This is a genomic window from Brucella sp. IR073, from assembly GCF_049065735.1.
GTDB lineage: Bacteria > Pseudomonadota > Alphaproteobacteria > Rhizobiales > Rhizobiaceae > Paramesorhizobium.
Genome location: NZ_JBAKHD010000002.1, coordinates 471,691 through 488,352 on the forward strand (window position 1 = coordinate 471,691; position 16,662 = coordinate 488,352).

Below are 16,662 nucleotides of genomic sequence, written 5' to 3' on the forward strand. Positions count from 1 at the left end.
ACTGGCAGAGGATAAGTGTGAGGGGCAACTGCTTATAAAATCAATAATCCCCCAGCTTGATGTCGGGCGTATAGTCCACGCCCTCCACTTCCTTCACCACCGGCTGGCCGCATTGCATGACGCCCGTGGCGGCATTGAAGGCGTAGGTGGGGGAACCGTAGAGCTGCCATCCCGTGTTCAAGGCGGCGGTGACGCGGTGGCAGAATTGGGCGTCGTCGGGCCCGGTGATGAAGCGGTAGAGTTTCATGTGTCACATCCCTTGGGTCGGGCGCGGGCGTTCTTTCCTGCTTTCACTCCGCGCCAAGCTGGTGTAAAGCGTTGCGGTTGGGAAGGAAAGGTGGAACCCTATGGATAAGTTTACCAAGCTCACCGGCGTTGCCGCTCCGCTGCCGATCATCAATGTCGACACGGATATGATCATTCCGAAGGATTATCTGAAGACGATCAAGCGCACCGGACTTGGCAAGGGGCTTTTCGCCGAGATGCGCTATCTCGAGGACGGGTCGGAAAATCCCGATTTCGTGCTCAATAAGGCCGCTTACCGCAATGCGCAGATTCTGATCGCGGGCGACAATTTCGGCTGCGGCTCCTCGCGCGAGCACGCGCCCTGGGCGCTGCTCGATTTCGGCATCCGCTGCGTGATCTCCACCTCGTTCGCCGACATTTTCTACAACAATTGCTTCAAGAACGGCATTCTGCCGATCACGGTTTCGTCCGAAGATTTGGAGAAGCTGATGGACGACGCCTCGCGCGGCGCCAATGCGACGCTGACGGTCGATCTGGAGACACAAGAAATCCACGGACCGGATGGCGGCTCGATCAAGTTCGACCTCGACGACTTCAAGCGGCATTGCCTGCTCAACGGGCTGGACGATATCGGCCTCACCATGGAGAAGGCCCCTGATATCGCCCGGTTCGAGGCGAAAAACGCCGAAGCGCGGCCGTGGGCTTGAGCTTACCCGGCGCGCTCGCATCCGGAATAGGGAAAGACATGGCCCGCACCGATCATTCCGGCGATTGGGCGCAGCGGTTCTCCCCCTCGCTTGACGAAATGGAATCGCTGGCCATCGAGGCCTTCGCCCATCTGCCCGCAGCGTTCCGCGATCTCTGCGGCGATATCATCATCCAGGTTTCGGATTTCCCCGACGACCAGATCGTCGACGATATGGGGCTGGAGACGCCGTTCGATCTGCTTGGCCTGTTCGAAGGGCGCGGCATCGGCGAGCGTTTTTCGGTCGCGACCGGCGAGGGGCCGAACCGGATCACCCTCTACCGCCGCGCCATTCTGGATTATTGGGCCGAAAACGAGGAAGCACTGGGCGATATCGTCACCCATGTGCTGATCCACGAAATCGGCCACCATTTCGGCCTCTCCGATGACGATATGGAGCGAATCGAGGCGAGCGCGGAGTAGATAATTCTCCTCCGCGTCATCCTCGGGCTTGTCCCGAGGATCTACTGTCCCTGCAATTTCAAAGCCATAGCCGCATCGGATGCGACTTTGCAGCGGCAACTCCGGCAGATCCTCGGGACAAGCCCGAGGATGACGGAGGCGTGTTTCAAGCCGCCAGTGCCTTCGGCTTCACCAATCCACGCGTGACCAGCAGTTCCGCGATCTGAATGGCGTTAAGCGCCGCGCCCTTGCGCAGATTGTCCGAGACCACCCACATGGAAAGGCCGTTCTCCACCGTGATATCCTCGCGGATGCGGGAGATATAGGTGGCATCTTCGCCGGCGGCCTCGTAGGGTGTGATGTAGCCGCCGTTTTCCAGCTTGTCGATGACTTGGCAGCCCGGCGCATCGCGCAGGATGTCACGGGCCTCTTCGGCCGAGAGCGGCTTTTCGAACTCGATATTGACGGCTTCCGAATGGCCGATGAAGACGGGCACGCGCACGGCGGTGGCCGTCAGCTTGATCTTCGGATCGAGGATCTTCTTGGTTTCGGCCACCATCTTCCATTCTTCCTTGGTGTAGCCGTCTTCCATGAAGACATCGATATGCGGGATGACGTTGAAGGCGATGCGCTTGGTGAACTTCTTCGCCGTGATCGGATCGGCGACGAAGACGGCGCGCGATTGCTCGAACAGCTCGTCCATGCCTTCCTTGCCCGCCCCCGACACCGACTGATAGGTGGCGACGACGACGCGCTTGACGGTCGCCGCATCATGCAGCGGCTTCAGCGCCACGACGAGCTGCGCCGTCGAGCAATTGGGATTGGCGATGATGTTGCGCTTGCGGAAACCGTCTATGGCATCGGGGTTCACTTCCGGCACGATCAGCGGCACGTCGGCATCGTAGCGCCAGGCGGAGGAGTTGTCGATGACGACGCAGCCTTGAGCGCCGATCTTCGGCGACCATTCCTTGGAAACCGTGCCGCCCGCCGACATCAGGCAGATATCCGTGTCGGAGAAATCGTAAGTGTCGAGCGCCTGTACCTTCAGCGTCCGGTCGCCATAGGACACTTCCGTGCCCTGGCTGCGGCGCGAGGCGAGCGCCACCACCTCATCGGCGGGAAAGCCGCGTTCCTCGAGGATATTGAGCATCTCGCGGCCCACATTCCCCGTGGCGCCGGCAACCGCAATCTTGAAACCCATTTGTCTTCTCCTGTCCCTCTCCGCTTTTCAGATAAAAACCCGGTGGCCATGCGGGTTTTTCTTCCCCGGGCCGGACCCGGGGAGGGGCGAGCAGGCCAAGGGAATCAGACCGTTTTCGTGGTCGTTTTCGTCAGTGTTTTGGCCGTGGATGTGGTGGAGAAAAAGCGCCCGCATCCGGCGATGAAGCCGGAACGGTAAGACAGTGCTGGCGCTGCTGGCACGCGATTCACGCGAGGTTCTCCTTGTCCGGCACTGTTTCTATCCCGTTTCTCTTAAGAGTCAATTGCGAACAGGTGCCCTTGCAACCGCTTTCTTAGACTAAAGAATACTGCCGCAATTGCGCGTTTAGAGGCATGATGCAGCGTTTATCGGCGAGACGTCCGGCTGGAGGAGCTTTGGGACGGCTTGCCTTAGCCAAGTCCGGGAAAAGCGTGAAGCGGTTTTCGTCGGGACTTGCAACCACTGAATGTCTGGGAGGACACATATCATGGCAATGACCGCAAGTGCCGATGCCGGCACGCAGAAAATGACGCGGGAGGAGAAGAAAGTCATCTTCGCCTCCTCGCTCGGCACCGTTTTCGAATGGTACGATTTCTATCTCTACGGCACGCTCGCCAGTTTCATCGGCGCGGCCTTTTTCAGCCAATATCCGGAGACGACGCGAAACATCTTCGTGCTGCTCGCCTTCGCGGCGGGCTTTCTGGTGCGCCCCTTCGGCGCGCTGGTGTTCGGTCGGCTCGGTGATCTCGTCGGGCGCAAATACACCTTCCTCGTCACTATCGTCATCATGGGCGCATCGACCTTCCTGGTCGGCCTTCTGCCCGGCTCGGCGACGCTGGGCATCCTTGCGCCGACCATCCTGATCGTGCTGCGCATGCTGCAGGGCCTGGCGCTCGGCGGTGAATATGGCGGCGCAGCGACCTATGTGGCGGAACACGCGCCCGACAACCGGCGCGGCTTCTTCACCTCGTGGATCCAGACCACCGCGACGCTCGGGCTTTTCCTGTCGCTGGTCGTCATCCTGTTGATCCAGAATATGATGAGCAAGGAAGATTTCGCCGCCTGGGGCTGGCGCATTCCATTCCTCGTCTCGGTGCTGCTGCTCGGCATCTCCGTCTGGATTCGCCTGCAGATGAATGAATCGCCCGCCTTCAAGCGCATGAAGGAAGAGGGCAAAGGCTCCAAGGCACCGCTGTCTGAAGCCTTCGGCCAGTGGAAGAACGCCAAGATCGCTCTCATCGCCCTGTTCGGCCTTACCGCCGGTCAGGCCGTGGTCTGGTATTGCGGCCAGTTCTACGCGCTGTTCTTCCTGCAGAATGTGCTGAAGGTGGAAAACGAGTCGGCCAATATCATGGTGGCCTTGTCCCTTCTTCTCGGCACCGGCTTCTTCGTCTTCTTCGGCTGGCTTTCCGACAAGATCGGCCGCAAGCCGATCATCATGGCGGGCCTGCTGCTGGCGGTGCTCACTTATTTCCCGCTGTTCAAGGCGCTGACCTATGCCGCGAACCCGGCATTGGCACAGGCCGAGCAGACGATCAAGGCGACGGTGACGGCGGCTCCCGGCGATTGCACCTTCCAGTTCAATCCGACCGGCACGTCCAAATTCACCAATTCCTGCGATATCGCCACGGCCTTCCTGTCGCGATCCTCGGTGCCTTACGAGATCGTTCCGGGCCCGGCGGGGTCGCCCGCCACGGTTAAGATCGGCGATATGACGGTTTCGTCCTATGACGCGGCCGCGGCCGGCACAGGCGCGGCGGCTGCGGCTTCCAAGTTCGGCCACGACATGAATGTCGCGCTGCAGAAGGCCGGTTTCCCGCTGGTGCGCGATCCCGCCAAGGTACCGGATTCCAAGCTCGACGCTTTCGCCGCCGCCAATCCGGAACTGAACCTCGACGTCAATGCCGTCAGGGCCGGCGAGAAAACCACCATGCCGGCGGCGGACCTCGTCAAGAACAAGCTCCTGACCCAGGCCGAGGCGGATGCGTCGGGCGGTGCGGAACAAGCCGTCTACACCATCCCGAATGGCGGCGCGTTCAAGATGGTCGCCGACCCCAGCGCCATCAACTGGCCGCTGACCATCGCCATCCTGACGCTGCTGGTGATCTATGTCACCATGGTCTATGGACCCATCGCCGCGATCCTCGTGGAGATGTTCCCCACCCGCATCCGCTATACCGGCATGTCGCTGCCTTATCACATCGGCAATGGCTGGTTCGGCGGCCTGCTTCCGGCGACCGTCTTCGCCCTCAGCGCCGCCAAGGGTGATATCTATTACGGCCTCTGGTACCCGATCATCATCGCCGCGATGAGCTTCATCGTCGGGATGCTGTTCGTGCGCGATCGGAAGAACGTGGATTTGAACTCGGTGGATTGATTGCTCCGCTCAAAACCCTCCCCCTTGCGGGGAGGGTGGCCCGTAGGGCCGGGTGGGGGTGGTGACGTTCGTGCAATGTTCGTCAGCAAAAGCGCTTTCGTCACCACCCCCCTCCGCCCGCTAACGCGGGCACCTTCCCCGCATGGGGGGAAGGAGGGCGGCAGCGTCACCCCCGATACTGCGCCTCGATCTCAATCAGCTTCTGTTTTCGCCACAACCCACCGCCATAGCCCGTGAGCGAGCCATCCGCGCCAATAACGCGGTGGCAGGGGATGATGATGGCGATCTGGTTGGCGCCGTTGGCTCGGGCCACTGCGCGCACGGCAAGCGGCTTTTCGATGGCTTGCGCAATTTCGCTGTAGCTGCGCGTTTCACCCGCGCCGATCTTTTGCAATTCGCGCCATACACCTTGCGTGAATGCACTGCCATGCAGCACGAGCGGCAGGTCGAATATCGCGGACCGGCCGGCGAAGAATTCGCTCATTTGGCCCTCGACCAGATCATGCGTTGCAAAGCGGCCGATGCCGATATCGCCATGGCAGACCGCATGGAGCTTCTTCAACTCCGTCGCCAGCGCCTTGCGGTCGGCGAATTCCAGCAAATGCAGGTGTTTCTCGTCGCAAACCGCGATCATGGTGCCGAGCGGCGTTCTGATCCAATCCGCCCGCAGCAAACCATCCTTGCGTAGCGTCGCGGGCGGGAGCCCCAGAATACGGGCAAAGGCGCTACGGAAGGCTTCGGGCGATTCAAAGCCCGCATCAATCTGAGCGTCGATGACACGCCCGCCGTCGGCGAGCGCCTGAAAGCCGTGGCGCAAGCGTTCCTGCCGCGCCATTTCCAGAAAGGTCATGCCGAAATGGCGGCGGAAGCTGCGGCGGACGGTCGAGGGATCGAGGCCCATCCGCGCCACATCCTCCTCGCTCCAGCGCCGTGCCGGATTGGCCTCCAGCGCGCCCAGAAGCTTTTTGACGGCAGGGTCCGCCTCCGCGGCGGGCTGAAGCGGATGGCATCGCTTGCAGGGCCGGAAGCCATCGGCCAGGCATTCGGCCACGGATGCGAAGAAGCGGCAATTCTCCCGCTTCGGCTTGCGTGCCGGACAAGTCAGGCGGCAGAAAATGCCGGTGGAGGTGACGCCGACATAGGCCCGCCCCTCGTAGGAGGCATCGCGGGCAAGAAGCGCGTCGTAGAGTTTGTCTTGGTCGGGAAGTGTGAACAGCATGCGGCTATATTTAGCCACATGGCAGGAAATTGCAGCCGGAAATCGGGCGGTTATTCTTTATATACAGAAAGCCCGCCAGCATACGCATGATGGGCTTTCCCTGGGCCCCTTCACCCTCGTGGTTCGAGGCTCATTCCGCTTCGCTTCATTCACACCTCACCATGAGGGTGAAGGGCGTCGCGCTCCGATAGCCCTCATCCTGAGGTGCGGAGTGGAGCGAAGCGGAACGAAGCCTCGAAGGACGAGGGCGCTTGGCAATGCCGTCGACGCAGTGGCTAAATCAAACCGAAAGCGCCTTGAACTTCGCCAGAATCGCGTCGCCCATTTCCGTGGTGCCGATCTTCTTTGTCCCTTCGGTCCAGATATCGGCGGTGCGCAGGCCGTCATCAAGAACGCCCGAAATGGCAGCTTCAAGCCGGTCAGCCTCGGCAATCAGGTTGAAGGAATAGCGCAGGCACATGGCCAGCGAAGCGATCATGGCGATGGGATTGGCGACACCCTTGCCGGCGATATCGGGGGCGGAGCCATGCACCGGCTCGTAGAGCGCCTTGCGGCTGCCGGTCTTGACATCGGGTGCGCCCAGCGAGGCCGAGGGCAGCATGCCGAGCGAGCCGGTGAGCATGGCCGCCACATCCGACAGCATGTCGCCGAAAAGATTGTCCGTGACGATGACATCGAACTGCTTCGGCCAGCGCACGAGCTGCATGCCGCCGGCGTCGGCCAGCATATGCTCGAGCTGCACGTCGGAATATTTCGCCTTGTGCGTCGCCGTCACCACCTCATTCCAGAGCACGCCCGACTTCATGACGTTGCGCTTTTCCATCGAGGTGACTTTGTTGCGGCGCGTGCGGGCCAGCTCGAAGGCGACGCCGACGATGCGCTCTATCTCGAATGTGTCATAGACCTGCGTGTCGATGCCGCGCTTCTGGCCATTGCCGAGATCGATGATCTCCTTCGGCTCGCCGAAATAGACGCCGCCGGTGAGCTCTCGAACGATGAGAATATCGAGGCCTTCGACGACTTCGGGCTTCAGCGAGGACGAGCTCGCCAGTGCGGGGTAGCAGATCGCGGGGCGCAAGTTTGCGAACAGCTCCATGTCCTTGCGTAAGCGCAGAAGACCTGCTTCCGGGCGGACATCATAGGGCACGCCATCCCATTTCGGCCCGCCGACCGCGCCGAACAGCACGGCATCGGCGGCGAGTGCCTTCTGCATGTCCTCTTCCGAGATTGCCTTGCCACAGGCGTCATAGGCCGCGCCGCCGACCAGCCCCTCGTCGAGCTCGAAGCCCAAGCTAAAATCCTCATTGAGAGAGGCAATGATCTTGCGGACTTCGGCCATCGCTTCCGGGCCGATCCCGTCGCCGGGGAGGAGGAGGAGTTTTCTGGATGCCATGATGCCACGCCTTCGCTGGAAATGATGGCCTGTGTCATAGACCAGTCGAAGGCGGCATTTCAACCGCAAGAGAGGGAATAGTGAGGGATGAGATGATGAGCAAAGAAATCGGTCTTGTCACCTTTTCCAGTCTCGTTCGCTCCCGAGACATTACTCATTCAACACCCGGCTGAACGTCAGCACATCCACCGCCGCCGCGTCGGCCCGCAGCAGCGCTCGCGTTGCCGCTTTCACGGTCGCGCCGGTCGTGTAGACGTCGTCGATCAGCAGGATTTTCCGGCCCCGGACCTTGATCTCGTATTCCTGCGGGACGCGGAACGCGCCGCTCACATTGCGCTGGCGCTCAGCGGCGGGGAGGCCGACCTGCTGACGGGCGCGCTTGACGCGGCGGAGTGCTTCCGGCTCGAATGGCTTCTGGCTGAGATGGGCCAGCGCGCGGGCGAGTTCAGCCGCCTGGTTGAAGCGCCGCGACCAGAAGCGGAAGCGATGGAGCGGGACCGGTATGATGACATCGCAATCCGCGACGAGCTCGCTCCCGGTCCGCAACATCCAGCGCGCCATCCAAGGCGCGAGATTTGTCTGATCGTGATATTTGAGGCCGACGACCATTCGCTGCGGCACGCCGTCATGCATCACCGCCGCCCGCGCTCTTCGAAACGGCGGCGGATCGGCAATGGCCTCTGCTGAAAGGAAATTATCGCCGAGGTCGTGCGAAAAAGGCGTTCCCATTACCGCGCAATAGGGCCGCTCGATGAAGCGCAAGCGCGGCCAGCACCGCCCGCACAGGGTGGCGGGATTGGCCACCGCGCGCCCGCAACCGGCGCATTGCGCGGGAAAGAGCACGCTCGCTGTCGCCTGACCCAGCCATTTTGTGATCGCGCGCATCCCGGCAGCAGGCCTTTGCCCCTCTTCGTCCATTGCAATTGCCCCCGTTCGGACGCATTTAGGCTTCGCAAAGCATCATGCCGGAACAGGCAAGGAAGGAAAAGGCGATCCATGCAGGAAAACGGCCTGTTCGACCGCAAGCTCATCCAGAAGCACCGCAGGCGCGCCATGGCGAAATTCGTGCCGGGCAGTGATTTTCTGCTGGCGCGGGCGGCGGATGACCTGGAAGACCGTCTGGCCACCGTGGAGCGTAGATTTCCTGTGGCTGTCGATCTCGGGGGGCATACCGGCCTCGGCGCACAAGCCATTGAGCGCTCGGGCAAGGCCGATATGGTGCTCCGCATCGAGCAGGACAGAAGCTTTCTGCGCACGCCCTATCCCGGCATCGTCGCCGACGACGAAGCCCTGCCGCTCGGCTACGCCAGCGCCGACCTGATCGTCTCGCTCTTGTCGCTGCAATTGACCAACGACACGCCCGGCGCGCTGTTCCAGATTCGCCATGCGCTGAAGCCGGACGGGCTATTCCTCGGCGCGATGGCGGGCGGCGGTACGCTCGGCGAATTGCGCGAAAGCCTGCTGGCGGCGGAAGCGGAACTGACCGGCGGCGCATCGCCCCGCGTCGCGCCTTTCGCTGATGTGCGCGATGTGGGCGCGCTTCTGCAGCGGGCGGGATTCGCGCTGCCCGTCACCGACGTCGAAAGCTTCACGGTGCGCTACGATCATATGTTCGCGCTGATAAGGGATTTGCGCGCCATGGGGATGCAGAACAGCCTCGCCGGGCGCTCGCGCAAGCCGCTCACCCGCCGCTTTTTCGCCCGCGCGGCTGAGATTTATGCCGAGCGCTTCAGCGACCCCGACGGCCGTATCCGCGCCACCTTCTCATTGATCTGGATGTCCGGCTGGGCCCCGCACGCCTCGCAGCAGCAGCCTTTGAAACCCGGCTCCGCCAAGGCCTCGCTAGCTGAAGCGCTAAAAGCGGCGGAGAAAAAGTCCTAGAGTGTGATGCCCGTGGGCATCACACTCTAACTCTTTATTTTTCCGCATGATCTTCTCCGAAAAGTCTGCAACTTTTCGGGATCGTGCTTTAGCAAGCCCCCTTCTTTGTTCCATCCTGATGAATAATACACACTGCATCCGGCGCCGGCTGGAGCACGCTTCTGCGCACCGTGTAGCCCTGCGAATTCCGGATCGAACCGGTCGCCATCGTATCGACCCCGGTGGGGAACAGCGATTGGGTCACAACATCATTGTTGGGGCGGTTGTTGAGGACCGGCACCAGAATCAGCGCCAGCGCGATCACCGCCGAGCCGAATAGCAGCGCAACGCGCAATGCACCTGAGCGTGCTTCCGCCATAGGCTTGGAATAATAGCCGCTATAATTCTTTTTGAAGGAACGATCGTCAAAACTCATCTGAAAACTCCGGTCCCGCCCGGTTTCAGAATTGCCAGACCGAGGTGAAGGATCGCTTAAATCGTTGGGTTAACGCATCATAAAAGGTCGATAAGGAAGGGGATAAGCGGCTCGTCTGCCGGCGGCATTGGATAATCGCGCAGGTTCCGTGGGCGCACCCATTTAAGCTGCTGGCCTTCGAGCGGACGCGGAATGCCTTCATAACGCCGGCAGACATAAAGCGGCATCAACAGATGGAAATTCTCATAGGCGTGGCTTGCGAAGGTGAGGGGCGCGAGGCAGGCGGGCTTGGTCACGATGCCGATCTCTTCGGCAAGCTCCCGGATCAGCGTTTCCTCCGGCGTCTCGCTCGGTTCGACCTTGCCGCCGGGAAACTCCCACAGCCCGGCGAGCGGCTTGCCCTCCGGGCGCTGCGTCAGAAGCACCCGGCCATCGGGATCGATGAGCGCGCAGGCGGCGACGAGAAGAATGGGGCGCGTCGGGTTCTCGTCTTTCATATATCCGGGCTTTCGCGATAGACATAGCGGTAGATTTCCCTGAAGCCGAAGCCCTCATAGAGCGCCCGCCCGGGGGGATTGTCCGCCTCGACCTGCAGCCAGGCTGTCCTGGCGCCATTCTTGCGCGCCCATTTGAAGGCGGAGGCGACGATGGCGCGGGCATGGCCGCGGCGGCGACTTGTCTCGGCGGTGGCGACATCGAAGATACCCGCCATCGTCCCGTCCTGCACGCAAAGCGCTGTCGCAAGCGGGCGGCCCTCCTCCTCGATCACGAACATGCCTCGGTTCGGCTTGATCTCGCCGAGAACCTGCAAAAATCCCGGCTGCAGATTGCCCTCGCGGCCATGGACTCTCAGCGAGGCGTCGGCATAGCGCCCGATATCGCGCAAGGGCAGTTGGTCGATGGCTCCTTCGAGATGCATCGCCGCGAGATCCGCAATCATCACCGATATCTCGTTGCTGGACCCCCAGCCTTCTGCGTCGAGGTAGCTGATAAGCTCCGGCGGTGTCAGCGGCGTTTGCCGAAAGACCGGACGCCGGCCATGGGTGCTCAGATGCCGCGAAGCGCGTTCGACGCGGGCGGGAATGTCGCTGATATCGGCGGGATCGAGCGGGTTGACCGAGTTGAGCCGCTTCGAGGGGAAGCCGGGTGTCACGCGGATCGCCCAGGTGCCATCATAGTGCACATTGGCTGCCGGCCAGGCGCGAAAGCCCACGGCCTCGATCTGCCGCACAAGCGCCAGCCCCGGCATCAGGCGACCCCTTTAACGCAGGTCTTATTCCCAAAACCGGTCCCCACTTTTGGGAGACGTGCTTTAGCTTCGGTAATCGCCATTGATCGCCACATATTCCTTGGTGAGGTCGCAGGTCCACACTGTCGCCTCGCCGTCGCCCAGGCCCAGATCGGCGCGGATGACGATGTCTTCCTGCTTCATATAGGCGGATGTCTCGGCTTCCGAATAGGCCGGATCGCGCTCGCCCTGATGCGCGACGCGGATATCGCCGAACCAGATGGAAAGCCGGTCGCGGTCCGCCGGCTCCCCGGCCTTGCCGACCGCCATGACGACGCGGCCCCAATTGGCATCCTCGCCTGCGACCGCCGTCTTCACCAGCGGCGAATTGGCGATGGAAAGCGCGACGCGCTTGGCGGACGCAGCCGTTTCGGCGCCTGTCACACGCACCTCGATCATCTTGCGCGCGCCCTCGCCATCCCGCACCACCTGCAAGGCTAGGGATTGCAGGACGCGGTCGAGCGCTTTAGCGAAATCGGCAAGGCGCTCGTCCTCGAGTCCGGTCACATCAGGCGCGCCGCGCTCAGCCGCCTTGCCGGTCGAGAACAGCATCAGCGTGTCAGAGGTCGAGGTGTCGCTATCAACAGTCACCGAATTGAACGTCCCGCCCACGCTGCGCTCCAGCAGCGCCTGCAGGACGGGAGCCTTGATCGGCGCGTCGGTCACCACGAAGGAGAGCATGGTCGCCATGTCGGGCGCGATCATGCCCGCGCCCTTGGCGATCCCGTTGATCGTCACAGGCACGCCGCCGAGCAGCACCGTCTCGGTCGCCACTTTCGGATACGTGTCGGTGGTCATGATGGCTTTGGCCGCATCGAGCCAGCGATCGGCCTTAGCGTCACGCGCCATGCCGGTGAGGAGATGCGAGAATTTTCCCGCGTCGAGCGGCTCGCCGATGACGCCGGTAGAAGCGAGGAAAACCTCAGCCGAGGTGCAGCCGACCGCCGCGGAGGCAGCGGCAGCCGTCATCTCCGTCGCGTCGCGGCCTTTCCGTCCGGTGAAGGCATTGGCATTGCCCGAATTGACGACAACCGCGCGCGCCTTGCCGCCCGGCAGATTCCGCCGGGAGAAATCGACCGGCGCCGAAGGACATTTCGAGCGGGTGAACACGCCCGCCGCTTCCGCTTCCCTGTCGAAGACGAGGAGCAGCACATCCGTGCGCCCCTTATATTTGATCCCAGCCTCGGCGGTGGCGATGCGCACTCCCTCGATGATAGGCATCGCGGGATAATGTTTCGGAGCAAGTGGAGATACGGATGCCGACATGGGTCCCCTCGGGATAGTGAAGCGGTTGTTCCAGTTCGCCCCTCCCTCCCCCTTGCGGGGAGGGTGGCCCGAAGGGTCGGGTGGGGGTGGTGACGCGTACGCTGCATTCTTCGAAGCAAGCGCAAACGTCACCACCCCCATCCGCCCGCTAACGCGGGCACCTTCCCCGCAAGGGGGAAGGAGGGCGCGAGCCCGACCGCAAATTTACTTCTTCGGCGTCTCCGCAGCCGGGGCCGGTTCCTCGCCGCTCGCCTGCTTCATCGCCTTTTCGATCTCCGGATCGGCATAGCTGACCTTCATGTCGCTGCGCAGCTTCTTCATGAGGTCGACATAGCGCTCGCGCATCAGGATCGAGCGCACCTGTTCCTTGACCTGGTCGAATGCCGGCGGCTGCTGGGCGCGCTTGTCTTCCAGCTTGATCACATGGAAGCCGAACTGGGTCTGCACCGGCTCCTTGGTATAGGCGCCCGGCTCCAGCGCGAAGGCGGCCTTCTCGAACTCCGGCACCATCTGGCCTTGGGCAAAATAGCCGAGGTCGCCGCCATTCTGGGCCGAACCGTCGGTGGAGCTTTCCTTGGCCAGATCCTCGAACTTCGCCCCGGCATCGAGCTTCTTGATGATGGCCTCCGCCTCTTCCTTGGTCTTGACTAGGATGTGGCGGGCGCGCACTTCGTTCTGCGGCGGAGTCGCGGCGATTTCCTTGTCGTAGCGGGCGCGGATATCGGCGTCGGAAATCTTGTTGACGATTTCCTTCTCGAAATATTCGTTATGGAGCGCCCGGTCCTTGAGGAAATCCATGCGCTGCGCGAATTCCTTGGTCTGGTCGAGCTTGGCGGCCTTGGCCTGGGTGGCGAGCGCCTTGATGTCGATGAGCGCGGCAAGCGCGGCAAGGCGGCGCTGCTCTTCGGGCAGGCGCGAGAACTGCGGGTCGAGATCAGCCGAAGCCTGGTCCACCTCTCCCTGCGTGATCTTCTGGCCATTGACGGTTGCGAGCACCTTGGCCGGGTCCGCGGCAGGCGCCTTTTCCTGGGCCGACGCGCCATAGGTCGCCGTCGCGATCAGCACCGTCGCGGCAAGGGCGGAAAGGGCTTTATTATAGTAGCTCATGCGGGTCACTCCTTCGAAGGCCTTTCGGCTTCATGAATGCGGCGGAATTTTGGGCAACGGATGGGAGCGGCCCAGGCTCTCCCTATAACGTTGACATCATTCGGCACCCCTCTTATCTGTCCTTCGGCTTTGCGTCCAGAGCTTGCCGGAAGAAGTACGTGTGGTTCAGGAGAACGACGACGCGACTTTTCTTGCAAATCCTTCTATGAGAATAAATAAAGCCTACGGTAGCGCCGGATCACCGGCTGAACGGATAAGAAAGGACCAGTGATGGTCAGCTTCGGCGGTCTAGCCCGCAAGATTTTCGGTTCCTCCAACGACCGCCGCGTCAAGGGGCTACGCCCGCGCGCCAATGAGATCACCGCGCTCGAAAAGACCTACGAGGCTCTGACGGACGATCAGCTGAGGGGCAAGACCGCCGAGTTCCGCGCCGCTTTGGCCAATGGAAGCAAGGTCGACGACCTCCTGCCCCACGCCTTCGCCACCGTGCGCGAAGCCGCCAAGCGCGTGCTCGGCATGCGCCCCTTCGACGTGCAGCTGATCGGCGGCATGGTGCTGCATAATCGCGGCATTGCCGAAATGCGCACCGGCGAAGGCAAGACGCTGATGGCGACGCTGCCGGTCTATTTGAACGCGCTCGAAGGCAAGGGCGTCCATGTCGTTACCGTCAACGATTACCTGGCGAGCCGCGATGCGGAATGGATGGGCAAGCTCTATGGCTTCCTCGGTCTTTCCACCGGCGTCATCGTCCATGGCCTCGACGACGACCAGCGCCGCGAGGCCTATGCCTGCGACATCACCTACGGCACCAACAACGAATTCGGCTTCGATTACTTACGCGACAATATGAAATATGACCGCGCGCAGATGGTGCAGCGCGGCCATCACTACGCCATCGTCGACGAAGTCGATTCGATCCTCATCGACGAGGCGCGCACGCCGCTCATCATCTCCGGCCCGCTCGAGGACCGCTCCGATTTCTACAATCTGATCGACACTTTCATTCCGCGGCTCGATCCGTCCGATTACGAAATCGACGAGAAGCAGAAGACGGCCACCTTCACCGAGGAAGGCACCGAGAAGCTTGAGAATATGCTCAAGGAAGCCGGCCACCTCAAGGGCGAGGGGCTCTACGATGTCGAGAACGTCGCCATCGTCCACCATGTCAACAATGCGCTGCGCGCCCACAAGCTGTTCCAGCGCGACAAGGACTATATCGTCCGCAATGACGAGATCGTCATCATCGACGAGTTCACCGGCCGCATGATGCCGGGACGGCGTTACTCCGAAGGGCTGCACCAGGCGCTGGAAGCCAAGGAGCACGTCACCATCCAGCCGGAAAACCAGACGCTCGCCTCGATCACCTTCCAGAACTATTTCCGCATGTACACGAAGCTGGCCGGCATGACCGGTACGGCTTCCACAGAAGCGGAAGAATTCGGCAATATCTACGGCCTCGAAGTCACCGAGGTGCCGACCAACCTCCCCGTCCGCCGCATCGACGAGGACGACGAGGTCTACCGGACGGTCGAGGAGAAATACCGCGCCATCGTCAAGGACATCCGCGAGGCTCATGCCAAGGGGCAGCCGGTTCTTGTCGGCACGACCTCCATTGAGAAATCTGAGCAATTGGCCGAGCGGCTGCGCAAGGAAGGCATCAAGGACTTCCAGGTGCTGAACGCCCGTTATCACGAGCAGGAAGCCTATATCGTCGCGCAGGCGGGCGTTCCCGGCGCCATCACCATCGCAACCAACATGGCGGGCCGCGGCACCGACATCCAGCTCGGCGGCAATCTCGAAATGCGCGTTCGCCAGGAACTCGCCGATATGCCTGGGGGGCCGGAGCGCGAGGCCGCCATCGCCGCCATCAAGGCCGACATCGCCAAGCTGAAGGAACAGGCGCTCGCCGCGGGCGGCCTCTACGTGCTCGCCACCGAGCGTCATGAAAGCCGCCGCATCGACAATCAGCTGCGCGGCCGTTCAGGCCGTCAGGGCGATCCGGGCCGCTCGAAATTCTTCCTGTCGCTGCAGGACGATTTGATGCGCATTTTTGGCTCCGACCGCATGGACGGAATGCTACAGAAGCTGGGCCTCAAGGAAGACGAGGCCATCGTCCATCCGTGGATCAACAAGGCGCTGGAAAAGGCGCAGAAGAAGGTCGAGGCGCGCAACTTCGAAATCCGCAAGAACCTGCTCAAATATGACGACGTGATGAATGATCAGCGCAAGGTGATCTTCGAGCAGCGTCTGGAGCTGATGGACGGCGAAAACCTGAGCGAGACCGTCGCGGAGATGCGCGAGGAAGTGATCGAGGATCTGGTCCGCACGCATATCCCGGAAAACGCCTATGCCGAGCAATGGGATATCGACGGGCTGAAGCAGGGTGTGCAGGAATATCTCAATCTCGACCTGCCGGTCCATGAATGGGCGGCGGAAGAGGGCATCGCCGAAGAGGAAATCCTCACCCGCATCAAGGCCGCCGCCGATGAGGCCGCTGCCGAGCGGGCGGAGCGCTTCGGCCCGCAGGTCATGGCCTATGTCGAGAAATCCATCGTCCTGCAGTCGCTCGATCATCTCTGGCGCGAGCATTTGGTCAATCTCGACCACTTACGCTCTGTCGTCGGCTTCCGCGGCTATGCTCAGCGTGACCCGCTGAACGAGTACAAGACCGAGGCTTTCGAGCTATTCCAGGCCATGCTCGGCAATCTGCGGCAGGCTGTGACGGCCCAGTTGATGCGCGTCGAGATCGTCCGCGAGGCAGCCGCCGCGCCGGAGCCGACCCCGCCGCCCATGTATGGCGAGCATATTGACGGCACCACTGGCGACAATGATTTCGGCGAGGGCGACCTCCTCGTCCGGCACGACGAGACGCGGGTGGTCGCTCCCGAGGAGCGCGACCCGAACGATCCCACCACCTGGGGCAAGGTCGGGCGCAACGAGGCCTGCCCGTGCGGCTCGGGCAAGAAATACAAGCACTGCCACGGTGCGTTTGGCTGATCACGGCGCATTGTTCGTAATGCCCTTGCACTGACACAAAAACCGCGCATGAGATGCGCGGTTTTTTCGTTATGGCGCGGGGCATAACGAGAAGCGGACGAACGCTTTTTTTAAAATTCTGCCCT

Annotated in this window: 15 protein-coding genes; 5 read left to right on the plus strand and 10 right to left on the minus strand. The window is 61.9% G+C overall.

Annotated elements, in window-relative coordinates:
• Positions 1-40: 40 nt before the first annotated feature.
• A complete protein-coding gene (locus ACOWVG_RS06065; protein ID WP_420960607.1) occupies positions 41-247 on the minus strand; it encodes a DUF1737 domain-containing protein in 207 nt (68 codons plus the stop codon).
• A 100-nt stretch (positions 248-347) separates the two neighbouring features.
• Here ACOWVG_RS06065 and leuD point away from each other — a divergent pair, with 100 nt between their 5' ends.
• Together leuD and ACOWVG_RS06075 are read left to right on the plus strand one after the other, a co-directional pair.
• On the plus strand, positions 348-953 hold the full coding sequence (leuD, locus tag ACOWVG_RS06070; protein WP_420960608.1) for a 3-isopropylmalate dehydratase small subunit: 606 nt from the start codon (positions 348-350) through the stop codon (positions 951-953).
• Positions 954-991: 38 nt separating this feature from the next.
• Positions 992-1,414 (plus strand): metallopeptidase family protein, encoded by a 423-nt coding sequence (locus ACOWVG_RS06075; RefSeq protein ID WP_420960609.1) that lies wholly within the window; start codon positions 992-994, stop codon positions 1,412-1,414.
• Positions 1,415-1,559: 145 nt separating this feature from the next.
• On the opposite strand, the gene ACOWVG_RS06080 is transcribed toward ACOWVG_RS06075, so the two are convergent.
• On the minus strand, positions 1,560-2,594 hold the full coding sequence (locus tag ACOWVG_RS06080) for an aspartate-semialdehyde dehydrogenase (protein WP_420960610.1): 1,035 nt from the start codon (positions 2,592-2,594) through the stop codon (positions 1,560-1,562).
• A 487-nt stretch (positions 2,595-3,081) separates the two neighbouring features.
• On the opposite strand from ACOWVG_RS06080, the gene ACOWVG_RS06085 reads away from it, so the two are divergent.
• Positions 3,082-4,971, plus strand: coding sequence for an MFS transporter (locus tag ACOWVG_RS06085; RefSeq protein ID WP_420960611.1), 1,890 nt, complete (start codon positions 3,082-3,084; stop codon positions 4,969-4,971).
• 166 nt (positions 4,972-5,137) lie between these two features.
• On the opposite strand, the gene ACOWVG_RS06090 is transcribed toward ACOWVG_RS06085, so the two are convergent.
• The 3 genes from ACOWVG_RS06090 to ACOWVG_RS06100 all read right to left on the minus strand — a co-directional run bounded on the left by ACOWVG_RS06090 (position 5,138) and on the right by ACOWVG_RS06100 (position 8,468).
• The gene (locus tag ACOWVG_RS06090) at positions 5,138-6,190 is read right to left on the minus strand and encodes a bifunctional transcriptional activator/DNA repair enzyme AdaA (RefSeq protein WP_420960612.1); all 1,053 of its coding nucleotides are present in this window, start codon (positions 6,188-6,190) and stop codon (positions 5,138-5,140) included.
• 280 nt (positions 6,191-6,470) lie between these two features.
• Positions 6,471-7,583 (minus strand): 3-isopropylmalate dehydrogenase, encoded by a 1,113-nt coding sequence (gene leuB / locus ACOWVG_RS06095; RefSeq protein ID WP_420960614.1) that lies wholly within the window; start codon positions 7,581-7,583, stop codon positions 6,471-6,473.
• 150 nt (positions 7,584-7,733) lie between these two features.
• Positions 7,734-8,468, minus strand: a complete 735-nt coding sequence (locus ACOWVG_RS06100; protein WP_420960615.1) for a ComF family protein — start codon at positions 8,466-8,468, stop codon at positions 7,734-7,736.
• 111 nt (positions 8,469-8,579) lie between these two features.
• On the opposite strand from ACOWVG_RS06100, the gene ACOWVG_RS06105 reads away from it, so the two are divergent.
• The gene (locus tag ACOWVG_RS06105) at positions 8,580-9,464 is read left to right on the plus strand and encodes a methyltransferase domain-containing protein (RefSeq protein WP_420960616.1); all 885 of its coding nucleotides are present in this window, start codon (positions 8,580-8,582) and stop codon (positions 9,462-9,464) included.
• Between the two features lie 88 nt (positions 9,465-9,552).
• On the opposite strand, the gene ACOWVG_RS06110 is transcribed toward ACOWVG_RS06105, so the two are convergent.
• From ACOWVG_RS06110 to ACOWVG_RS06130, 5 genes are all read right to left on the minus strand, one after another.
• Positions 9,553-9,879: a hypothetical protein gene (locus tag ACOWVG_RS06110; protein ID WP_420960617.1), complete on the minus strand. Its 327-nt coding sequence runs from the start codon at positions 9,877-9,879 to the stop codon at positions 9,553-9,555.
• A gap of 77 nt (positions 9,880-9,956) precedes the next feature.
• Complete coding sequence (locus ACOWVG_RS06115; protein ID WP_420960618.1) at positions 9,957-10,376, minus strand: (deoxy)nucleoside triphosphate pyrophosphohydrolase; 420 nt, start codon at positions 10,374-10,376, stop codon at positions 9,957-9,959.
• On the minus strand, positions 10,373-11,131 hold the full coding sequence (locus tag ACOWVG_RS06120) for a GNAT family N-acetyltransferase (RefSeq protein ID WP_420960817.1): 759 nt from the start codon (positions 11,129-11,131) through the stop codon (positions 10,373-10,375). Before ACOWVG_RS06120 ends, ACOWVG_RS06115 begins: the two co-directional genes overlap by 4 nt.
• Positions 11,132-11,191: 60 nt before the next feature.
• Positions 11,192-12,433: a bifunctional glutamate N-acetyltransferase/amino-acid acetyltransferase ArgJ gene (gene argJ / locus ACOWVG_RS06125; RefSeq protein WP_420960619.1), complete on the minus strand. Its 1,242-nt coding sequence runs from the start codon at positions 12,431-12,433 to the stop codon at positions 11,192-11,194.
• 204 nt (positions 12,434-12,637) lie between these two features.
• On the minus strand, positions 12,638-13,540 hold the full coding sequence (locus ACOWVG_RS06130) for a peptidylprolyl isomerase (RefSeq protein ID WP_420960620.1): 903 nt from the start codon (positions 13,538-13,540) through the stop codon (positions 12,638-12,640).
• A gap of 270 nt (positions 13,541-13,810) precedes the next feature.
• Between ACOWVG_RS06130 and secA the strand changes: the two genes are divergently transcribed.
• The gene (gene secA, locus ACOWVG_RS06135; protein WP_420960621.1) at positions 13,811-16,537 is read left to right on the plus strand and encodes a preprotein translocase subunit SecA; all 2,727 of its coding nucleotides are present in this window, start codon (positions 13,811-13,813) and stop codon (positions 16,535-16,537) included.
• Positions 16,538-16,662 lie beyond the last annotated feature (125 nt).